Origin of the sequence: Paracoccus sp. SSK6 (assembly GCF_039770665.1) — a bacterium.
Lineage (GTDB): Bacteria > Pseudomonadota > Alphaproteobacteria > Rhodobacterales > Rhodobacteraceae > Paracoccus.
Map to the genome: position 1 here is coordinate 31172 of NZ_JBDPNJ010000003.1, position 16906 is coordinate 48077.

Below are 16906 nucleotides of genomic sequence, written 5' to 3' on the forward strand. Positions count from 1 at the left end.
CGTGCCGACTAGATTGCGGGCCGATCGAGAACGGGAAAGACGCAGCCATGACCTATTGCGTCGGCTTGAAGCTGAATGCCGGACTGGTGCTGCTGTCGGACACGCGCACCAATGCGGGCCTGGACAACATCGCCTGCTATCGCAAGATGTTCTTCTTCGAACAGCCGGGCGAACGCGCCATCGTGGTGATGACCGCCGGATCGCTGTCCGTCACCCAGACCACCCTGGCCCGGCTGAACGAGGCCATCAACGACGAGATGGCGGACGAGACGACCTCGATCATGAAGGCGCAGACCATGCTGCAGGTCGCCACGATCATCGGCGACACGCTGTCGCGCACCCGGCGCGAGATCGCGGAACAATGCCGCGACCTGCGCCAGCAGGCCTCGGCCAGCATGATCGTCGCGGGCCAGCGCTGCGGCGGCGACATGCGCATGTACCTGATCTATCCCGAGGGCAATTTCATCGAGGCGACCGAGGACACGCCCTTCCTGCAGATCGGCGAGCACAAATACGGCAAGCCGATCCTGGACCGCGTGGTCACGCCCGCGACCAGTCTGGCCGACGCGCAAAAGGCGGTGCTGCTGTCGATGGATTCCACGCTGCGGTCGAACCTGTCGGTCGGAATGCCGCTGGATCTGGCGGTCATCGAGGCGGGCGCCTGCGCCGTCACCAGCCGCCGCCGCATCATGGAGGGCGATGCCGATTTCGCCAGGATGAGCGCGGCCTGGTCTGCCGCCCTGCGCGACAGCTTCGTCAAGGTCAGCATCTGAATTCCGCGCGTCACGGCAACACAGATTTGCCTGCAAAGCCTGTTGAGCCGCGCGTGACGCGACGTTAAACGGGTCCACCATCCCGGAGGATCCCCATGAGCGAAAAGACCGGCAACCGCGCCCGCATCACCCCCGAAGAGGCGCTGGCCTATCACATGGAGCCGCGTCCGGGGAAATTCGACGTGGTCGCATCCACCCCCATGACGACGCAGCGCGACCTGTCGCTGGCCTATTCGCCGGGCGTCGCCGTTCCCGTCCAGGCCATCGCCGACCGGCCCGAGACGGCCTATGACTATACCACCAAGGGCAACATGGTCGCCGTGATTTCCAACGGCACCGCCATCCTGGGGATGGGGAACCTGGGGGCGCTGGCCTCGAAGCCGGTGATGGAAGGCAAGGCGGTTCTGTTCAAGCGCTTCGCCGACGTGAACGCCATCGACATCGAACTGGACACCGAGGACGCCGACGAATTCATCAACGCCGTCCGCCTGATGGGTCCGACCTTCGGCGGCATCAACCTGGAAGACATCAAGGCGCCCGAATGCTTCATCATCGAGCAGCGCCTGAAGGAGATCATGGACATCCCGGTCTTCCATGACGACCAGCACGGCACGGCGGTGATCTGCGCGGCGGGCCTGCTCAATGCGCTGGAACTGTCGGGCAAGAAGATCGAGGACGTGCGGATCGTCCTGAACGGCGCGGGTGCCGCCGGGATCGCCTGCCTTGAACTGCTGAAATCCATGGGCGCGCGGCATGAGAACTGCATCATGGCCGACACCAAGGGCGTCATCTACCAGGGCCGGACCGAGGGGATGAACCAGTGGAAATCGGCCCATGCGGTCGTGACGGATGCCCGCACGCTGGAGGACGCGATGAAGGGCGCCGACGTGTTCCTGGGCGTCAGCGCCAAGGGCGCGGTGACGCAGGCGATGGTCGAAAGCATGGCCGAGAACCCGGTGATCTTCGCCATGGCGAACCCCGACCCCGAGATCACGCCCGAGGACGCCCATGCCGTCCGCCCCGACGCCATCGTCGCCACGGGCCGGTCCGATTATCCGAACCAGGTGAACAACGTCCTGGGCTTTCCCTACCTGTTCCGCGGTGCCTTGGACATCCACGCCCGCGCCATCAACGATGAGATGAAGATCGCCTGCGCCGAGGCCTTGGCGAAACTGGCGCGCGAGGATGTCCCGGACGAGGTCGCCGTGGCCTATGGCCGCAAGCTGCAGTTCGGGCGCGACTACATCATCCCGACGCCCTTCGATCCGCGCCTGATCCATGTGGTGCCGCCTGCCGTGGCGCGTGCGGGGATGGAGACCGGGGTCGCCCGCCGCCCGATCATCGACATGGAGGGCTATGTCCAGGCGCTGAAGAACCGCATGGATCCGACAGCCGCGATCCTGCAGGGCATCCATGCCCGCGCCCGCCAGAGCCAGGCCCGCATGATCTTCGCCGAGGGCGACGATCCCCGCGTGCTGCGCGCCGCCGTTGCCTGGCAGCGCGGCGGCATGGGCCAGGCCCTGGTCGTCGGGCGCGAGGCCGAGGTGAAGGCCGAACTGGAAGCCGCCGGCCTGGGGGACGCCATCCGTGAGTTGACGGTGGTGAACGCCGCCAATTCCCGGCATCTGGATGCCTATCACGAATTCCTTTACGCCCGCCTGCAGCGCCGGGGCGTGGACCGCGAGGATGTGCTGAAGCTGGCCAATCGCGACCGCCATATCTTTGGCGCCCTCATGCTGGCCCATGGCCATGGCGACGGGCTGGTGACCGGCGCCACGCGCAAGAACGCGCATGTCCTGGCGCAGCTTGGCAATGTCTTCGACCTGCGCCCGCAGGATGGCGCGGTGGGCATCAGCGCCGTGCTGCACAAGGGCCGGATCGTGCTGATCGGCGACACGCTGGTCCATGAATGGCCCGAGGCCGAGGATCTGGCCGACATCGCCATCCGGGGCGCCGCCGTGGCGCGGGGCCTGGGCCTGGAGCCGCGCGTGGCCTTCCTGTCCTTCTCGACCTTTGGCCACCCGATCAGCGAACGCGCCATCAAGATGGCCGAGGCGCCGAAGGTTCTGGACCGCCGCGTCGTCGATTTCGAATACGAGGGCGAGATGACCGTGGACGTGGCGCTGAACATGGAATCGGCCGCGCGCTATCCCTTCAGCCGGTTGACGGGACCGGCGAACGTGCTGGTGGTGCCCGCGCGGCATTCGGCATCCATCAGCGTCAAGCTGATGCAGGAAATGGCGGGCGCCACGGTGATCGGCCCGATCCTGACGGGCGTGCCGCAGCCGATCCAGATCTGTTCCACCACCTCGACGGTGAACGACATCCTGAACATGGCGGCGATTTCGGCAGGCGGACTGGGAACGGCCCGCTGACGGATCAGGCGAGAGGCTCGCCCTTGGCGGGGGCCTGGGCCGGATCGATCCCGTGCCGCGCGGCGGCGCGGGCCAGCCAGGTGCCGGCCGGCGGCAGCCCGCGATGGTGGGTCCACAGATAGCGCTTGGTATAGCCGAAGATATGGACCGACCGGGTGTCGGGATGCTGGATCATCGCGTCCGGCACGCCTGGGCGCCACAGCAGGGGCAGGCTTGCGCGAAACAGGGGATAGAAGACCTGCGGCGGGGCGGCATGGGCGATTTCGCCGCTTTCCCGCAGCGCATGGCCCAGAAGCCGGGGGCCGGTATCGCCCCAAGGCAGATCCTGCGGCCCCAGCCTGTCCTGCTTGCGCTTGCGGGCCAGCCAGGCCTCGTCCGCCCAGGGGGGCTCGATCCGGTCACGCGACAGGACATTCGCCATGAAGGACAGCGCGGGCGATTCGGATGGCATCGCCATGACGCCGGACAGGACCGTGCCCTCGTTGTTGAGGCCCAGGGCATAGCCGTCGCGGAGCGCGAACGGCGCCACGCAATAGGCATCCATATCGACCCAGATCATCCGCCTTTGCCGCAGCAATGCGACCCGGAACAGGTCGGACCAGACGGCAAGCTGCTTGCGCCCCGGCCCATCCGATGCGAAGCCCGGCGTGGGCAGGATCGTGGCCGCATCCTCGATGCGCACGCCCTCGGGGATGCCGCCGACCGGATGGCCCAGATACAGCGTGAAATCCGCGCCCTGGTCCAGATAGGACCGGATCACCATCTGCTCGACAAAGGACAGGTCTTCCCCGGCCCAGAACGACGCGACGGGCAGCGGCCAGGATGTCACGGCCGCCCGTCTCCGCGCGCCATGGCCAGCGCGAATTGCCGCTGGCGTTCGCGGAACCGCGCGCGGTCGGCATCGTCATATTCGCCAGCGCAGCGGTGGCAGCACACGCCGTCCTCGTATTCCGGGCGGTCGCGGTCCTCGGGGGCCAGCGGGCGGCGGCAGGCGTGGCAAAGCCCGTGGCGGCCTTGCTGCAAGCCGTGGGTCAGGCTGACCCGCTGATCGAAGACGAAGCATTCGCCCTGCCACAGGCTGTCCTGTTCGGGCACGTCCTCAAGGTATTTCAGGATCCCGCCCTTGAGGTGAAAGACCTCCTCGACCCCCTGCGACAGCAGCCAGTTCGTCGATTTCTCGCAGCGGATGCCGCCGGTGCAGAACATGGCGATGCGCTTGCCCGCGAAACGGTCCGCATTGGCCTGCCACCAGGCGGGAAAGTCGCGGAAGGACCGCGTGCCGGGATCGACGGCGCCCGCGAATGTGCCGATCTCGACCTCGTAGTCGTTGCGGGTGTCGATCACCGCCACGTCGGGCGCCGCGATCAGCGCGTTCCAGTCGGCGGGATCGACGTAATGCCCGACCGCCCCGCGGGGGTCCACATCGGGCTGGCCCATGGTCACGATCTCGCGCTTCAGGCGCACCTTCATCTTGCCGAAGGGCATGGTTTCCGCCGTGCTTTCCTTCCAGTCCAGACCCGCGCAGCCCGGCAGGGCGCGGATATGGGCCAGCATCGCGTCCACCCCCTCGCGCGGGCCGGCGATGGTGCCGTTGATGCCTTCAGCCGCCAGCAGCAGCGTGCCGCGCACGCCATAGGCGCAGGCGACCGATGCCAGCGGGCCCTTCAGGGCGGCGGGATCGGGAAAGCGGGTAAAGTGATACAGCGCGGCGACGATCAGCATGGGCCGGGCCATAGCCAGCAATCCCTGCCCTTTCAAGACAGGACCATTGACCCCGCGCGCATCAGTTTCTAGGCATTGTCACAATCGTGTAAGGGGGCAGGATGGCACGCGCATTGATCGTGATCGACATGCAGGTCGATTTCTGCCCCGGCGGCGCCCTGGCCGTGGCAGGGGGCGATGAGATCATGGCTCCGATCAACGCGCTGATGGGCGATTTCGACGCGGTGGTGCTGACCCAGGACTGGCATCCGGCGGACCACGCCAGCTTTGCGGCCAACCATCCGGGCGCCGATCCGTTCAGCGTCACGCAGATGCCCTATGGTCCGCAGGTGCTGTGGCCCGCCCATTGCGTGATCGGCACGACGGGCGCGGATTTCCACCCCGGCCTGGATCTGTCGCGCGCCGATCTGGTGATCCGCAAGGGGTTCCGGGCGCAGATCGACAGCTATTCGGCGTTCTTCGAAAACGACCGCCGGACCCCCACCGGCCTTGCCGGATACCTGCGCGACCGGGGCCTGACGGATCTGTCCTTCGTGGGCCTTGCCCAAGATTTCTGCGTCGCCTGGAGCGCGATCGACGCGGCAAAGCTGGGCTTCACCGCCACGGTGATCGAAGGCGCGACCCGCGCCATCGACCTGGACGGCAGCCGCGACCGCGCCCGCGCCGACATGCGCGCCGCCGGCGTCATTCTGGAGTAAGCCGATGGTCGATATCGCCACCCGCGTCTATAACCACCATTGGAAGATCGACCCGATCATCCGGTCGCTGATCGACACCGACTTCTACAAGCTGTTGATGTGCCAGTCGATCTTTCGCAACCGGCCCGACACGACCGTCCAGTTCCGCCTGATCAACCGCACCAGGTCCATCCGCCTGGCCGACCTGATCGACGAGGCCGAACTGCGCCAGCAACTGGATCACGTCCGGGATCTGTCGCTGACGCGCGGGGAATCGACCTGGCTGCGCGGCAATACCTTCTATGGCAAGCGCCAGATGTTTCGCCCCGATTTCATGGAGTTCCTGGAAAACCTGCGCCTGCCCCCCTATCACCTGGAAAAGCGCAACGGGCAGTATGAACTGACCTTCGAGGGCCGCTGGCCCGAGGTGATGCTGTGGGAAATCCCGGCGCTTGCGATCCTGATGGAATTGCGGTCCCGCGCCGTCCTGCAAACCCTGGGGCGGTTCGAGTTGCAGGTGCTCTACGCCCGCGCCATGACCCGCCTTTGGGAAAAGATCGAGGTGCTGCGCACCCTGCCCGACCTGCTGATCGCCGATTTCGGCACCCGCCGCCGCCACAGCTTTCTGTGGCAGGACTGGGCCGTGCAGGCCATGATCGAAGGCCTGGGCAAGCGCTTCACCGGCACATCGAACTGCCTCATCGCCATGCGCCGCGACATCGAGGCCATCGGCACCAATGCGCACGAACTGCCCATGGTCTATGCAGCCCTTGCCGACACGGACGAGGAATTGCGCCGCGCCCCCTACGAGGTTCTGGCCGACTGGCACGAGGAGCATGACGGCAACCTGCGCATGATCCTGCCCGATACCTACGGGACCGAAGGCTTCCTGAAAGGGGCCCCCGACTGGCTGGCAGGCTGGACCGGCATCCGCATCGACAGCGGCGATCCGGCGGCGGGCGCGGAAACCGCGATCCGCTGGTGGCAGGAGCGCGGCGAGGATCCGCGCCAGAAGCTGGTGATCTTCTCGGACGGGCTGGATGTGGACAAGATCGTCGAACTGCACCACCAGTTCCACGGCCGCGTCAAGGTCAGCTTCGGCTGGGGCACGCTGCTGACCAACGACTTCCGGGGCCTTGTCGCGGGCGACGGGCTGGCGCCCTTCAGCCTGGTCTGCAAGGCGGTGTCCGCCAATGGCCGCCCCACGGTCAAGCTGTCGGACAACCCCGCCAAGGCGACCGGCCCGGCTGCGGAAATCGCGCGCTATCGCCGGGTTTTCGGCGTGGACCAGCAGGCGCGGCTGGACGTGGTGGTCTGACGGGCTAGATCCCCGCCAGCCGCAGCATCGCCAGGCAGCACAGCCCGCTCAGCAAGGCCGTGACCGGCACGGTGACCACCCAGGCGGCGGTGATCGTGACCACATGGCTGCGGCGGATCAGCTGGCGGCGGCGGCGTTCCTCGACCGGCAGGTCGGCGCGCTTGCGCTCGGCCCGGCGGTCCAGCATCTCGCGCACGAAGCCCACGCCGAAGACGCCCCCCACGGCCACATGGGTGGATGACACCGGCAACCCCCGGCTGGAGGCGATCAGCACGATCATCGCGGTCGCCAGCGTGATGCAAAAGGCGCGGGCCGGGTTCAGCCGGGTGATCCCCTCACCGATGACGCCCACAAGCTGCCGCCCGAACAGCAGCCCGCCAAGCGCCATGAAAGTGCCCGCCACCGCCAGCAGCAGCAAGGGCACCGGAAGCGGCGCCTGATGCGCCGGGGTCAGGATCACCAGCAGCGGCCCGGCGACATTGCCCGCATCGCCCGCCCCGTGGGCAAAGGCCATCATCACGGCGGCAAACAGCAGGGGCTGGCGCAACAGGCGCTTCATGCCCAGCCTGTCACCCGAGGCCTCGGCCAGGATGCGGCCGACGCGGCGGCGCATCAGGGCCGCGGTCGCAAGACCCGCCACCGCACCGGGCAGCAGGGCCGCGGGCAGGCGCAGCGACAGGACGGGCAGCAGCGTCACGATAAAGGCCACGAACAGCCCGACCATCGCGCCGATCATCGGCGGCAGCCAGGCGCGGGCCGCAGCGCCGCGATCCGGCGCCTCGGCCACCTTGATGCGCAAGAGCGCCAGCAGCGCCCCGGCCAAGGCCGCTGCCGCCAGGGGCGTCAGCATCCAGGCCAGCGCCATGGCCGCGATCCCGCCCCAGGACATGGCCTGGGCCCCGGCCGCAGCCAGCCCCGCCCCGGCAATCGCGCCCACGATGGAGTGAGAGGTCGAGACCGGCAGGTTCGCCGCCGTGGCGACCGTGATCCAGCCCGCCGCCGCGATCAGCGCGGCCAGCATGACAATCTGCCCGCCCGCGCCGGACAGAACCGCGATGTCCACGATTCCCTCGGCCAGCCGGTGGGTGACGGCCTGGCCCGCCAGCGTGGCGCCCGCGATCTCGGCCAGGCCCACAAGCACAAGGCCGGGTCCGACGGCGATAGCGCCCGCCCCCACCGCAGGCCCAAGCGAATTCGCGATGTCATTGGCCCCGATCGACAGGCCCAGCCAGCCCGCCACGATGAAGCCCCCGCCGATGGCGACCAGGCCGGGCTGCTGGCCGGTGACGCCCAGGGTCAGGAAGATCAGCGACACCGCCAGAAGGATGCCCGCCCCCAGGCGCAGGATCGGGCGCACGGCATGAAACAGGGCGGATTCGGCAACCGTGATCCGCCCCAAGTCCTTGTCGAGCGTGCGAAAGTCGCGGTCTGGCCTGGTCATCCCCGCATGTCAGCCGGGCGGCGGCGGCAATGCAAGCAGGATTTCCCTCAAGCCCGGCTCGGCCACCAACCGCGCGGCCTCCTGCGGGGAAAACCAGCGGTGCCTGCGTTGCCTGGCTTCGGGAAAGTCGGGGCGCAGGCGGTCGGCATCCATCAGGAAAACCCGCACCTCGACCGGGATGGCATAGCCGCTGTCCTGTTCCTTGTCATACCGGTAGCGGCCGATCTCGGTGTCATGGACACGGCCCTGAACCCCCGCCTCCTCCCAAGCCTCGGTGGCGGCGGCGCCGGGCAGGGTCTTGCCCTTCATGGGCCAGCCCTTGGGGATGACCCAGCGGCCGGTGCCCCGACTGGTGATCAGCAGGACATCGCCCGTCGCCGGGCAGCGGCAGAGCGCGCCGACCTGCATGGCGGGGGGACGCCAGCCCAGCAGAAAGCGCAGCGATTGGCGCCAAGGCTTCATTCCCCGTCCTCCACCCGGCCGCGAAGGGCCTTGACCTCTCCTCGCGTGGCCTTGGCTTTCAGGCGGCGCTGCTGGCTGCCCCAGGTGGGCTTGGTGGCCACGCGGCGCTTGACGGGTTCGGCCGCGCGCCCGATCAGTTCGGCCAGCCGTTCGCGCGCGATCTCGCGGTTGCGCGCCTGGCTGCGGGTTTCCTGCGACAGGATCACCACCGCGCCGTCGCGGGTCCAGCGCCGCCCGGCCAGCCGTTCCAGGCGGCGCTTGACGAGATCGGACAGGTTGGGGGACCGCGCGGCCTCGAACCGCAGTTCGACCGCGGTCTCGACCTTGTTGACGTTCTGCCCGCCCGGTCCCTGGGATCTGGTGAACTGTTCGGTCAGTTCCCATTCCTCGATGGTGATGGTGTCGGTGACATGCAGCATGGCCGGGAAATATCGCGCAAAAAAGACGGCGTGAAAAGCGCCGCCCATCATGAAACGTAATTGGTCAAGAAAGGGTTGCGCCCCTGTCAGGGCGTCAGCCCGACCCCGCAGCTTTCCGGCCAATGGGCAAAGGGCAGCACCGCGCCGTCGTTGCGGCTTCTAGCGACGCGGGACAGATCGACATCGGCGAAAACCCAGCCCGGCTGGTCCATCGCGCCTTCCGCGATGATCCCGGTTTCCGGCCAGAACCCGTCGGGCGGGCCATAGACCGCCCCCCGCCCCCGGTTTTCATCCAGGGCGGGCATCCAGTCGCAGGCGCCGACGGTGGGCGCCTGGACCACGACACACTGGCTTTCCAGGGCACGCGCCATGGCGCCGATGCGGACGCGGTTAAAGCCCGCGACCGTGTCCGTGCAGCTTGGCACCAGCAACAGTTCGACCCCCGCCTGCGCCAGCACACGGCCCAGCAACGGGAATTCGCTGTCATAGCAGATCAGGATGCCGATCCGGCCCAGGGCCGTGTCGAAGACCCGCAGGCCAGGGGCGCCTGTCACATCCCAGTCCTCGCGCTCGAACCGGGTCATGATCTGCTTGTCCTGATGGCCGATCATGCCTTGGGGACCGTAAAGGACCGCGCGGTTGACCGGGCGCGGCCCGTCGAAGACCGGGCCCGAGGCGCCGAGGATATGGCAGTCATGCGTCGCCGCCAGCCGCAGGTGCAGCGCATGGACCGCGTCCCAATGCTCTGCCACCTCGTGCAGGGAGGCTTCCAGATCGCCCGCGACCTCGCGTCCGCCCAGCGATGCAAGCTCCATCGCGCCGTATTCGGGAAAGACCAGCAGGTCGGCGCCTGCGGCATCCGCAACCCAGCGGGCCAGCTTGGCCTCGTAATCGGCGAAGCTGTCGAACCAGTCGATCGGATAGGCGGCGGCGGCGATCTTCACAGGTGGCGCATCCAGAATTGCAGGGGCTTTTCGGTCTCGGCCTCGTCGCCCAGATCCTTCCAGGAGAAATGCGCGATGACGCCGGGCAGGGGCTGATAGCCGCGCTTGCGCCAGAAATCGTCCAGCGGGCGGTATCCTTCGGGACGCGCCGGATGATCGGCGGGGCGGATCACGCTGCAAAAGGCGCTGTAGGTCAGGCCAAGGTCGCGCGCATGGGCCTCGCGCGCGTCGAAAAAGGCATGGCCGATGCCTTGGCCGCGATAGTCGGGCAGCAGCACGGATTCGGCGCAATAGAAGATCTGGTCCAGGGGTTCGGGACGGTCGGCAAAGGCCGCCGCGAAATCGGCGGCGTGATCGGCCATGGGCGCGCCAGTCGCGGCGCCGACGACACGGGTGCCGTCCATCGCGGCCACAACCACCGCGCCCGGCGACTGATAGGCGCGCAGGTAGTCGCGTTCGTAATCCTGGTCCCCGTCATAGAGATAGGGGAAATCGCGGAACACCCGGATGCGCAGACGCGCGACATCTTCCAGCGCGGCGGCCAGCGCCTCTCCGGTCAGGACGCGCGTCGTGACGCTCATTGGCTGACCTGCCGCGTCCAGTCGGCCAGGTTGTAATAGGTCGTGACCCGCGCGATCCTGCCGTCGCGGATGGTGAAGAACGTCCCGGCGGGCAGGCGATAGGTCTGGCCCCTGGCGGGCGGCAGGCCTTCGTCGGTCTTCAGATAGGTGCCGTTCACCACGAATTCCGCCGCCGCGCGGTCGCCCGCCTCGTTGGCGAAGATCACCATGTCGGTCAGGGTTTCCTTGTAGCTGCTGGTCATATGGGCGTTGAATTCGGAAAACAGCGCCTTGCCGCGCCGGATGCCGCCTTCGTTGACGTGGTGTTCCACATCGTCGTGCAGCAAGGCCAGCATGTCGTCGGTGCGGCCCGCGTTGAAGGCATCGTAATAGGCGGCGATCAAAGATTTTGTGTCCATTTGCCCCTCTCGTGCGTTTGCCATCCTCTAGCGCAAGGCGCGGCCCGCGTCACTTGGTCCGAAGGGACCAATCCCTTGAAAAACCGGGCCAAGCTGCTAGCGCTTGAACCAACCATTGCGCATAAAGGATTCGCGCCCATGATCAACAAATCCAACCTTGGCCATCGTGAGATCACCTGCTTCAAGGCTTACGACGTTCGCGGCGAACTGGGCAAGAACCTCGACACGGACGTGGCCTATCGGATCGGCCGCGCCTTCGCCCAGGCGCGCGCGGCCAAGCGCGTGGTAGTGGGCCGCGACAGCCGCGAAACCTCGCCGGAACTGGCCGCCGCGCTGATCGAGGGGCTGACCGATGGCGGCGCCGACGTGCTGGACCTGGGTTTGGCGGGGACCGAGGAGGTCTATTTCCACACCGGATTCCACGACACCGATGGCGGGATCGAGGTCACGGCGTCCCACAACCCGATCAACTACAACGGCATGAAGATCGTGGGGCGCGGATCGGCGCCGTTGGATCCGGCGACCGAGCTGCCGCCGATCGTGGAGCTTGCGACCAGCGGCCAGTTCGCGCCGGCCACCAAGGGCAGCGTGACCGATTTCAGCGGTGCCCGCGCCGAATATGCCAAGGCCATGGCGGATTTCGTGGATGTCTCGGTGCTGAAGCCGATGAAGATCGTGGTGAACGCCGGGAACGGCACGGCGGGGCCGACCTTTGACGCGATTGCCGACGAACTGCTGAAGCGCGGCGCCCCGCTGACTTTCGTGCGGATGCACCACAACGTGGACAGCAGTTTCCCGAACGGCATTCCAAACCCGCTGCTGCCGGAAAACCAGCCGGTGACGGTGGAAAAGGTGAAATCCGAAAACGCCGATCTGGGCGTGGCCTGGGACGGCGATTTCGACCGCTGCTTCTTCTTCGACGAGAACGGCCGCTTCATCCCCGGCGAATATATCGTGGGCCTTCTGGGCGCGGCCTTCTTGGAAAAATCCCCGGGCGAGAAGATCGTCCACGACCCCCGCGTCATCATGAACACCCGCGCCATGATCGAGGAAGCGGGCGGCGAGGCCGTGGTCAGCAAGACCGGACACGCCTTCATCAAGCGCAAGATGCGCGACGTGGGCGCGATCTATGGCGGTGAGATGTCGGCGCATCATTACTTCCGCGACTTCTATTACTGCGACAGCGGCATGATCCCCTGGCTGCTGATGATCGAATTGCTGTCCCGCAAGGGCCAGACGCTGGCCGAACTGCTGGAGGAGCGGATGCGGCTGTATCCGTCCTCGGGCGAGACGAACTATCACATCGACGACCCCGACGCGGCGATTGCCCGGCTGATTGCGAAGTATGAACCGCAGGCACAGGGCCGCGACGACCTGGACGGCGTGTCGCTGGATTTCGGCAACTGGCGCTTCAACCTGCGCAAATCGAACACCGAACCCGTGGTGCGGCTGAACCTGGAATCGGACGGCGACGCGGCCCTTGTGCGCGAAAAGCAAGCGGAACTGGCTGCTTTGTTGCAGGGCTGACGCCGAGTCGGCGAAGGCAATCGCCTTCGCCAATCGGTGACTGGATTACCAGCTTGGTAGGGTGGGGTTCTACCCCACCCTCCGGAGAACCGGGCATGCTGCCCTTATCTGGCGGAGGCGATGGCCTTTGCCAGCAGACCTAAGGCATCAGCTCGAACCCGAAGGTGATGTAGTCGCGCAGGTATGCCGCCTGCGCGGCCTCGGCCAGCTTCGGATCGCGCAGCGCGTCCGGTACCGAGGCGGGCTTTACCCCGTCCAGCTTGGCGTCCTTGATCCCCGCCGCGCGGGTCAGATGCTCCAGATCCTCGGCCAGCCGGTCTTCTCGCACCACCATGTCGGGCGTGACAAAGCGGGCAAAGCCCGACAGCACCTCGGTCTGGCTGGCCCAGATCGGAGGGGTCGGCAGCGATGTCTGGCCGTTCAGGTTGCGGCGCAGGAAGGCCAGGAAATCGGCAAAGACGGCCACGCGCGCATCGCCCGACAGCCCGGCCCACCCATCCTCGGGCGGCAGGGCCACGCGGTGCAACCGGCGCAGCACCTCGCGCTGCTCGGGATTGCCGCGCGTCAGCAGATGATCGAAGGCCTCCCAGGCCCGCAGCAGGGGATGGCGCAGCACGGCAAAGCTGCGATGGCCGGGGCGGGCGCGCTTCCACTGGCGCAGGGTGGACTGGGTGAAGCTGCCCTCGACCGGCCCAAGCCTTCCAAGCCATTTGCGGATCGCCTGCTCCGGCCCGCCCTTGACCGGCATGAACAGCAGCCCCCGGCCCGCATCGGCGGCCATGAAGCTGGGCACCGCGGGACCGCGCCGGGGCTCGAAGACCGGCACGCGATGCAGCAGGAACGGGTCCATCTCGCGCAGGTCGTCCTGCATGGCGTCGAAATTCGCGACCTTCTGCGCCAGTTCCTGGGGGTTCTGGGGCACCTGGTCGCGGCCGGGCTCCACCCGTTCCAGATCGGTGCGGCCCAGCCAGTGCAGCAGGCCTGTCATCACCTCGGCGTCGCGCAGGTCGTCGTAATCCAGGTGGAACGCGGCCTGCCCGGTGGCCTGCAGCCGGTTGACGACGCGCAGCCGGAATTCATCCGCCGCCGACAGCATCCGGCGGAATTCCTCCCCGTCATAGGTGATGCGCGCGGGGATCGGGGTTTCCGACTCGTTCAGCTTCCACTGGTTCGTTTCCCAGGCCAGCCGGGTCGAGACATAGCTGTCCAGCGGATTGCGCGACAGGAAGATCTTGGCGCAAGCCCGGTCCCCGATGATCGGGTCCAGCACGCGGGGATCGTGGTCGTGGAAATAGCGGAAGCCCGCCAGATGCCCCGGCCTGTCGGTCAGCTTCGCCAGCAGGGGCAGCGGGTCGGCCTCGCGTTCCGCGCGCGAGACCCCCAGCATCTCGTCCTTGTCGGGCCAGCCCATCATGTAGGGGTTGAAGGCCTCGCCAAAGCAGGTGACGCCCTTGACGGCGTTCAGCGTCGCCTCAAGCAGGTTGGACCCGGTGCGCATCCCGGCAAAGATCACGAAGCTGCGGAAGCCTTGCGTCATTCTGCGGCCGCCCTTTCATTGGTCAGAAGTTCGATGGGGGGCAGATCCTCGCCCGTCAGGCGCGGGCGCAGGCCCGAATTGCGCAGCCGTCGCAGCATCCCGTCCAGCCCCGTCAGGTCGCGCATCGCGGGCAGCGTGGTCACGGGCGCGGAATGGGGGTCGATCTGCAGCATGAAGTCCTGCAGGATCGGCTTGGGGTTCATCAGGAACTCGCCCAGGTCGTATTGATGCAGCCGGGCGCGGACCCAGACGGAATTCAGCACGTCCAGATGCTCAAGCTCGATCCGCTGCAACTGCGCGAAGATGCGGCGCACGTCGTCGAAGGGCATCGCGGAATGCAGAAGCGGCAGCTTCCAGGCGCCGGTCACGACCAGCATATGCGCATTGGGATCGGTCGCCATGAACCAGTTCAGCGCCTGGTTGTCGCGCGGGCCGAACTGGAACACCTGCATCCGTTCGGTGATGCGGATCAGGGAGGTCAGAAATCCCTGCGGGTCGCGGTCGCGTATCCGCGCGTCCGCCGAGATCGCCCCCGGCCCGGTGGCTGTCCGTCCGGCAAATTCGGCCCCTTCCGGCCCCAGCAGGTGGCCATGGACCTCGCAGGACAGGTGACGGCGCAGCCAGCCCTCGAACCCGTGGAAGATGTCGCCCGCCCCCTGGATGACCGCGTAAGGCGCCGAGGTCTTGCCGTTTTCCGCGTCCTTCCGGGGAAAGCGGCTTTGCATGTAAAGGCCGGGCCTGCCCAGCACCCGGCGGCGCACAGTCTGGTTAATGATGCGCGAAATCCGCGCGGGCTGCGGCGGATCGACTTGGCGGTGGCCTTCGTCCGGCTGCGGGAAATGCGCCAGCAGCCGCGCGGCGCCGGGCCAGACCTTGCGCGCCACGAAGCAGCGCGATTCGGCCAGCATCGGGATATGGTCGTCGTAAAGCAGATAGGGGCGCCCGGTATGGTCGAACTTGGCCATGGTCAGCGACCAGCTTTCGACCCGCGTGGAATGACGCCGCACCAGGGTCTGGAAATAGCTTTCGTCGGGGATCCAGGCAAAGCGGAAGAAGCGGTCGAATTCCGCCCGGCGCGGGTCGTCAAGGATCGCGTGCAAGGTCCGGGCCGTCAGGCACCACCATTGCGACCCCAGATGCGGCGACAGCCCGGCGGGCATCTTCCGCCGGATGCCGCGCCTGCGCTGCCAGTCCACGAAGCGGTCGAACAGCCAGCGCTGCTTCTTCCAGTCGAAGGGGAAGAACAGCGTGAAGCGTTCCTCGTTCAGCCCGCCGACGGTCCAGCCGACATCATGGGCGCTGACGCTTTCGATATGGTCGCGGTCCGGGTCGGCCGCCAGATAGGCGACCAGATCCGATATCGGCCGCAAGGGCAGGCAGGCGCCCGAGGCAAGATAGACATGCGTCGTATCGGGAAATTGCCGCAGCAGTTCCGCCGCCGCGTCCTGGGTCGCGCGGACCAGGCTGAAGCGGCCCCAGGAACAGCGGTGGCGCCTGCTGAAGACGACCCCGCCGCAATCCTTCAGCGCATCCCGCAGCCCGGCCAGTTGCGCGGCCCCGACCTTGGCATCGACATGGACCGCCACCCGCGCGCCCCCATCGGTCCAGACCCGCGCCAGCCGGGCCGCCAGGCGAAGGTCCGTGTGGCACAGCAGCACCACGCCAAGGCGCACCGGCCCCGTCATGCCCAGTTCCCGCGGGAAATCAGGCCCAGGTCTTCCAGCTGCTGCCAGCCATCGTATTCACGCGATTCGCTGCACCACAGCTGCACGCCCCGATGCAGGCCCGCGTGATAGGCGCGGTATTCCTGGCTGCCCCCGTAATGCTGGCGGCGGTCCAGTTCCTCGGCCGACTTGACCGCGAAGGAGGACAGGAACTTGGCGTGAAGCAGGCAGCCCGAGATCTGTTCGCCCCCATCCTCTTCATAGGTCAGGTTCAGCCCGCGCGGCAGCAGCATGTGGGTGGAGCTGACATAGGCATAGCGCCAGTGCCACTTGACCAGCGGGATCTTGTTCAGCGCGGGCCCGGCCAGCGGATCCTGGGTGAAAAAGGCCCTCGTTCGGGGACCGCCCTGGATCCAGAGGTTGCCGAAATAGTCGTTCTTCTGGATGGAATAATTGGCGGGGTCGAACCAGCGGGCCACCTCGAACGGGTTCTGGCCTTCGGCGCAGACCGCGTCCTCGACCGGGCCCTTGGGATACATGTCCAGCAGCATGGCCGGAAAGGACCGGCGGCCGGTGGCGTCCAGCCAGCTTGTCAGCGCGGCCAGCGGGCGCTGATCCATGTGCGGATAGACCAGGAATTCGTCGGGATCGACGGTCAGGCACCAATGGCCCCGGCCATGCCGCAGCAAAAGCCAGTTGATCCAATCCATGCCGAAGCGCGCACCCTTGTAGCTGTGGTCCGTCCACCACAGCGACACATCCGGCTGGGCGCGCAAGTATTCGGCGCTGCCATCCGTGCTGGCATTGTCCACCATCAGGAAATGCCGCACCCCCAGGGCGCGGTAATAGTCCAGGAACCAGGGCAGCCGCGCGCGTTCGTTGCGCAGCGTGGCAAGGCACAGGATGTCGCCGGGGGCGATCCGTTTCGTGCGGTCGGACAAAGGGCGCAGCGCACGCCTGCGGCGGATGGCCCGCCCGATCAGGCGCTGGCGCTGGACCCGGCGACGAAAGCGGGTCACGATGGGATGCGCGCCTAGACCCCGCATTGCCACCCCTGCCCGCAAGAAC

16 protein-coding genes are annotated in these 16906 nt (G+C 67.2%); 5 read left to right on the plus strand and 11 right to left on the minus strand.

The features are described from left to right. Positions 1-47 precede the first annotated feature (47 nt). Together AAIL68_RS03305 and AAIL68_RS03310 are read left to right on the plus strand one after the other, a co-directional pair. Positions 48-773, plus strand: coding sequence for a peptidase (locus tag AAIL68_RS03305; RefSeq protein ID WP_347138076.1), 726 nt, complete (start codon positions 48-50; stop codon positions 771-773). 95 nt (positions 774-868) lie between these two features. Next, positions 869-3148, plus strand: coding sequence for an NADP-dependent malic enzyme (locus AAIL68_RS03310; RefSeq protein WP_347138077.1), 2280 nt, complete (start codon positions 869-871; stop codon positions 3146-3148). A gap of 4 nt (positions 3149-3152) precedes the next feature. On the opposite strand, the gene AAIL68_RS03315 is transcribed toward AAIL68_RS03310, so the two are convergent. Next, positions 3153-3977, minus strand: coding sequence for a hypothetical protein (locus tag AAIL68_RS03315; RefSeq protein WP_347138078.1), 825 nt, complete (start codon positions 3975-3977; stop codon positions 3153-3155). Further along, positions 3974-4870 carry a rhodanese-related sulfurtransferase gene (locus AAIL68_RS03320; RefSeq protein ID WP_347138290.1) on the minus strand — a complete coding sequence of 299 codons (897 nt, stop codon included), beginning with the start codon at positions 4868-4870 and terminating at the stop codon, positions 3974-3976. Before AAIL68_RS03320 ends, AAIL68_RS03315 begins: the two co-directional genes overlap by 4 nt. Positions 4871-4971: 101 nt before the next feature. Here AAIL68_RS03320 and pncA point away from each other — a divergent pair, with 101 nt between their 5' ends. Together pncA and pncB are read left to right on the plus strand one after the other, a co-directional pair. Next, positions 4972-5568, plus strand: coding sequence for a bifunctional nicotinamidase/pyrazinamidase (gene pncA / locus AAIL68_RS03325; protein ID WP_347138079.1), 597 nt, complete (start codon positions 4972-4974; stop codon positions 5566-5568). A 4-nt stretch (positions 5569-5572) separates the two neighbouring features. Continuing rightward, entirely contained in the window at positions 5573-6865 is a 1293-nt protein-coding gene (gene pncB, locus AAIL68_RS03330) for a nicotinate phosphoribosyltransferase (RefSeq protein WP_347138080.1), read from the plus strand. Between the two features lie 4 nt (positions 6866-6869). On the opposite strand, the gene AAIL68_RS03335 is transcribed toward pncB, so the two are convergent. The 6 genes from AAIL68_RS03335 to AAIL68_RS03360 form a co-directional block, all read right to left on the minus strand. Continuing rightward, entirely contained in the window at positions 6870-8306 is a 1437-nt protein-coding gene (locus tag AAIL68_RS03335) for an inorganic phosphate transporter (RefSeq protein ID WP_347138081.1), read from the minus strand. A 9-nt stretch (positions 8307-8315) separates the two neighbouring features. Further along, positions 8316-8768 carry an NUDIX hydrolase gene (locus tag AAIL68_RS03340; protein WP_347138082.1) on the minus strand — a complete coding sequence of 151 codons (453 nt, stop codon included), beginning with the start codon at positions 8766-8768 and terminating at the stop codon, positions 8316-8318. Further along, positions 8765-9187 (minus strand): alternative ribosome rescue aminoacyl-tRNA hydrolase ArfB, encoded by a 423-nt coding sequence (arfB, locus tag AAIL68_RS03345; RefSeq protein ID WP_347138083.1) that lies wholly within the window; start codon positions 9185-9187, stop codon positions 8765-8767. The genes AAIL68_RS03340 and arfB overlap by 4 nt, the downstream gene beginning before the upstream one ends. An 86-nt stretch (positions 9188-9273) precedes the next feature. Then, positions 9274-10131 (minus strand): carbon-nitrogen hydrolase family protein, encoded by an 858-nt coding sequence (locus tag AAIL68_RS03350; protein WP_347138084.1) that lies wholly within the window; start codon positions 10129-10131, stop codon positions 9274-9276. Further along, a complete protein-coding gene (locus AAIL68_RS03355; protein ID WP_347138085.1) occupies positions 10128-10712 on the minus strand; it encodes a GNAT family N-acetyltransferase in 585 nt (194 codons plus the stop codon). The genes AAIL68_RS03350 and AAIL68_RS03355 overlap by 4 nt, the downstream gene beginning before the upstream one ends. Further along, positions 10709-11110 (minus strand): ketosteroid isomerase-related protein, encoded by a 402-nt coding sequence (locus AAIL68_RS03360; RefSeq protein WP_347138086.1) that lies wholly within the window; start codon positions 11108-11110, stop codon positions 10709-10711. Before AAIL68_RS03360 ends, AAIL68_RS03355 begins: the two co-directional genes overlap by 4 nt. Before the next feature lie 138 nt (positions 11111-11248). Here AAIL68_RS03360 and AAIL68_RS03365 point away from each other — a divergent pair, with 138 nt between their 5' ends. After that, positions 11249-12637: a phosphomannomutase gene (locus AAIL68_RS03365; RefSeq protein WP_347138087.1), complete on the plus strand. Its 1389-nt coding sequence runs from the start codon at positions 11249-11251 to the stop codon at positions 12635-12637. 139 nt (positions 12638-12776) lie between these two features. Here AAIL68_RS03365 and AAIL68_RS03370 read toward each other — a convergent pair whose 3' ends face one another. From AAIL68_RS03370 to AAIL68_RS03380, 3 genes are read right to left on the minus strand one after another with little or no spacing between them, the layout of a single operon-like run. Beyond that, positions 12777-14174, minus strand: coding sequence for a hypothetical protein (locus AAIL68_RS03370; protein ID WP_347138088.1), 1398 nt, complete (start codon positions 14172-14174; stop codon positions 12777-12779). Further along, positions 14171-15859 (minus strand): beta-1,6-N-acetylglucosaminyltransferase, encoded by a 1689-nt coding sequence (locus AAIL68_RS03375; protein ID WP_347138089.1) that lies wholly within the window; start codon positions 15857-15859, stop codon positions 14171-14173. The genes AAIL68_RS03370 and AAIL68_RS03375 overlap by 4 nt, the downstream gene beginning before the upstream one ends. Further along, positions 15856-16884 carry a glycosyltransferase family 2 protein gene (locus tag AAIL68_RS03380; RefSeq protein WP_347138090.1) on the minus strand — a complete coding sequence of 343 codons (1029 nt, stop codon included), beginning with the start codon at positions 16882-16884 and terminating at the stop codon, positions 15856-15858. Before AAIL68_RS03380 ends, AAIL68_RS03375 begins: the two co-directional genes overlap by 4 nt. Positions 16885-16906 lie beyond the last annotated feature (22 nt).

What these genes read in the sequence shown, in the direction of transcription:
- AAIL68_RS03305 (WP_347138076.1), top strand. Translation starts at nt 48, where the DNA reads ATGACCTATTGCGTCGGCTTGAAGCTGAATGCCGGACTGGTGCTGCTG.
- AAIL68_RS03310 (WP_347138077.1), top strand. Translation starts at nt 869, where the DNA reads ATGAGCGAAAAGACCGGCAACCGCGCCCGCATCACCCCCGAAGAGGCG.
- AAIL68_RS03320 (WP_347138290.1), bottom strand. Translation starts at nt 4,870, where the DNA reads ATGCTGATCGTCGCCGCGCTGTATCACTTTACCCGCTTTCCCGATCCC.
- pncA (WP_347138079.1), top strand. Translation starts at nt 4,972, where the DNA reads ATGGCACGCGCATTGATCGTGATCGACATGCAGGTCGATTTCTGCCCC.
- pncB (WP_347138080.1), top strand. Translation starts at nt 5,573, where the DNA reads ATGGTCGATATCGCCACCCGCGTCTATAACCACCATTGGAAGATCGAC.
- AAIL68_RS03335 (WP_347138081.1), bottom strand. Translation starts at nt 8,306, where the DNA reads ATGACCAGGCCAGACCGCGACTTTCGCACGCTCGACAAGGACTTGGGG.
- AAIL68_RS03340 (WP_347138082.1), bottom strand. Translation starts at nt 8,768, where the DNA reads ATGAAGCCTTGGCGCCAATCGCTGCGCTTTCTGCTGGGCTGGCGTCCC.
- arfB (WP_347138083.1), bottom strand. Translation starts at nt 9,187, where the DNA reads ATGCTGCATGTCACCGACACCATCACCATCGAGGAATGGGAACTGACC.
- AAIL68_RS03355 (WP_347138085.1), bottom strand. Translation starts at nt 10,712, where the DNA reads ATGAGCGTCACGACGCGCGTCCTGACCGGAGAGGCGCTGGCCGCCGCG.
- AAIL68_RS03360 (WP_347138086.1), bottom strand. Translation starts at nt 11,110, where the DNA reads ATGGACACAAAATCTTTGATCGCCGCCTATTACGATGCCTTCAACGCG.
- AAIL68_RS03365 (WP_347138087.1), top strand. Translation starts at nt 11,249, where the DNA reads ATGATCAACAAATCCAACCTTGGCCATCGTGAGATCACCTGCTTCAAG.
- AAIL68_RS03370 (WP_347138088.1), bottom strand. Translation starts at nt 14,174, where the DNA reads ATGACGCAAGGCTTCCGCAGCTTCGTGATCTTTGCCGGGATGCGCACC.
- AAIL68_RS03375 (WP_347138089.1), bottom strand. Translation starts at nt 15,859, where the DNA reads ATGACGGGGCCGGTGCGCCTTGGCGTGGTGCTGCTGTGCCACACGGAC.
- AAIL68_RS03380 (WP_347138090.1), bottom strand. Translation starts at nt 16,884, where the DNA reads ATGCGGGGTCTAGGCGCGCATCCCATCGTGACCCGCTTTCGTCGCCGG.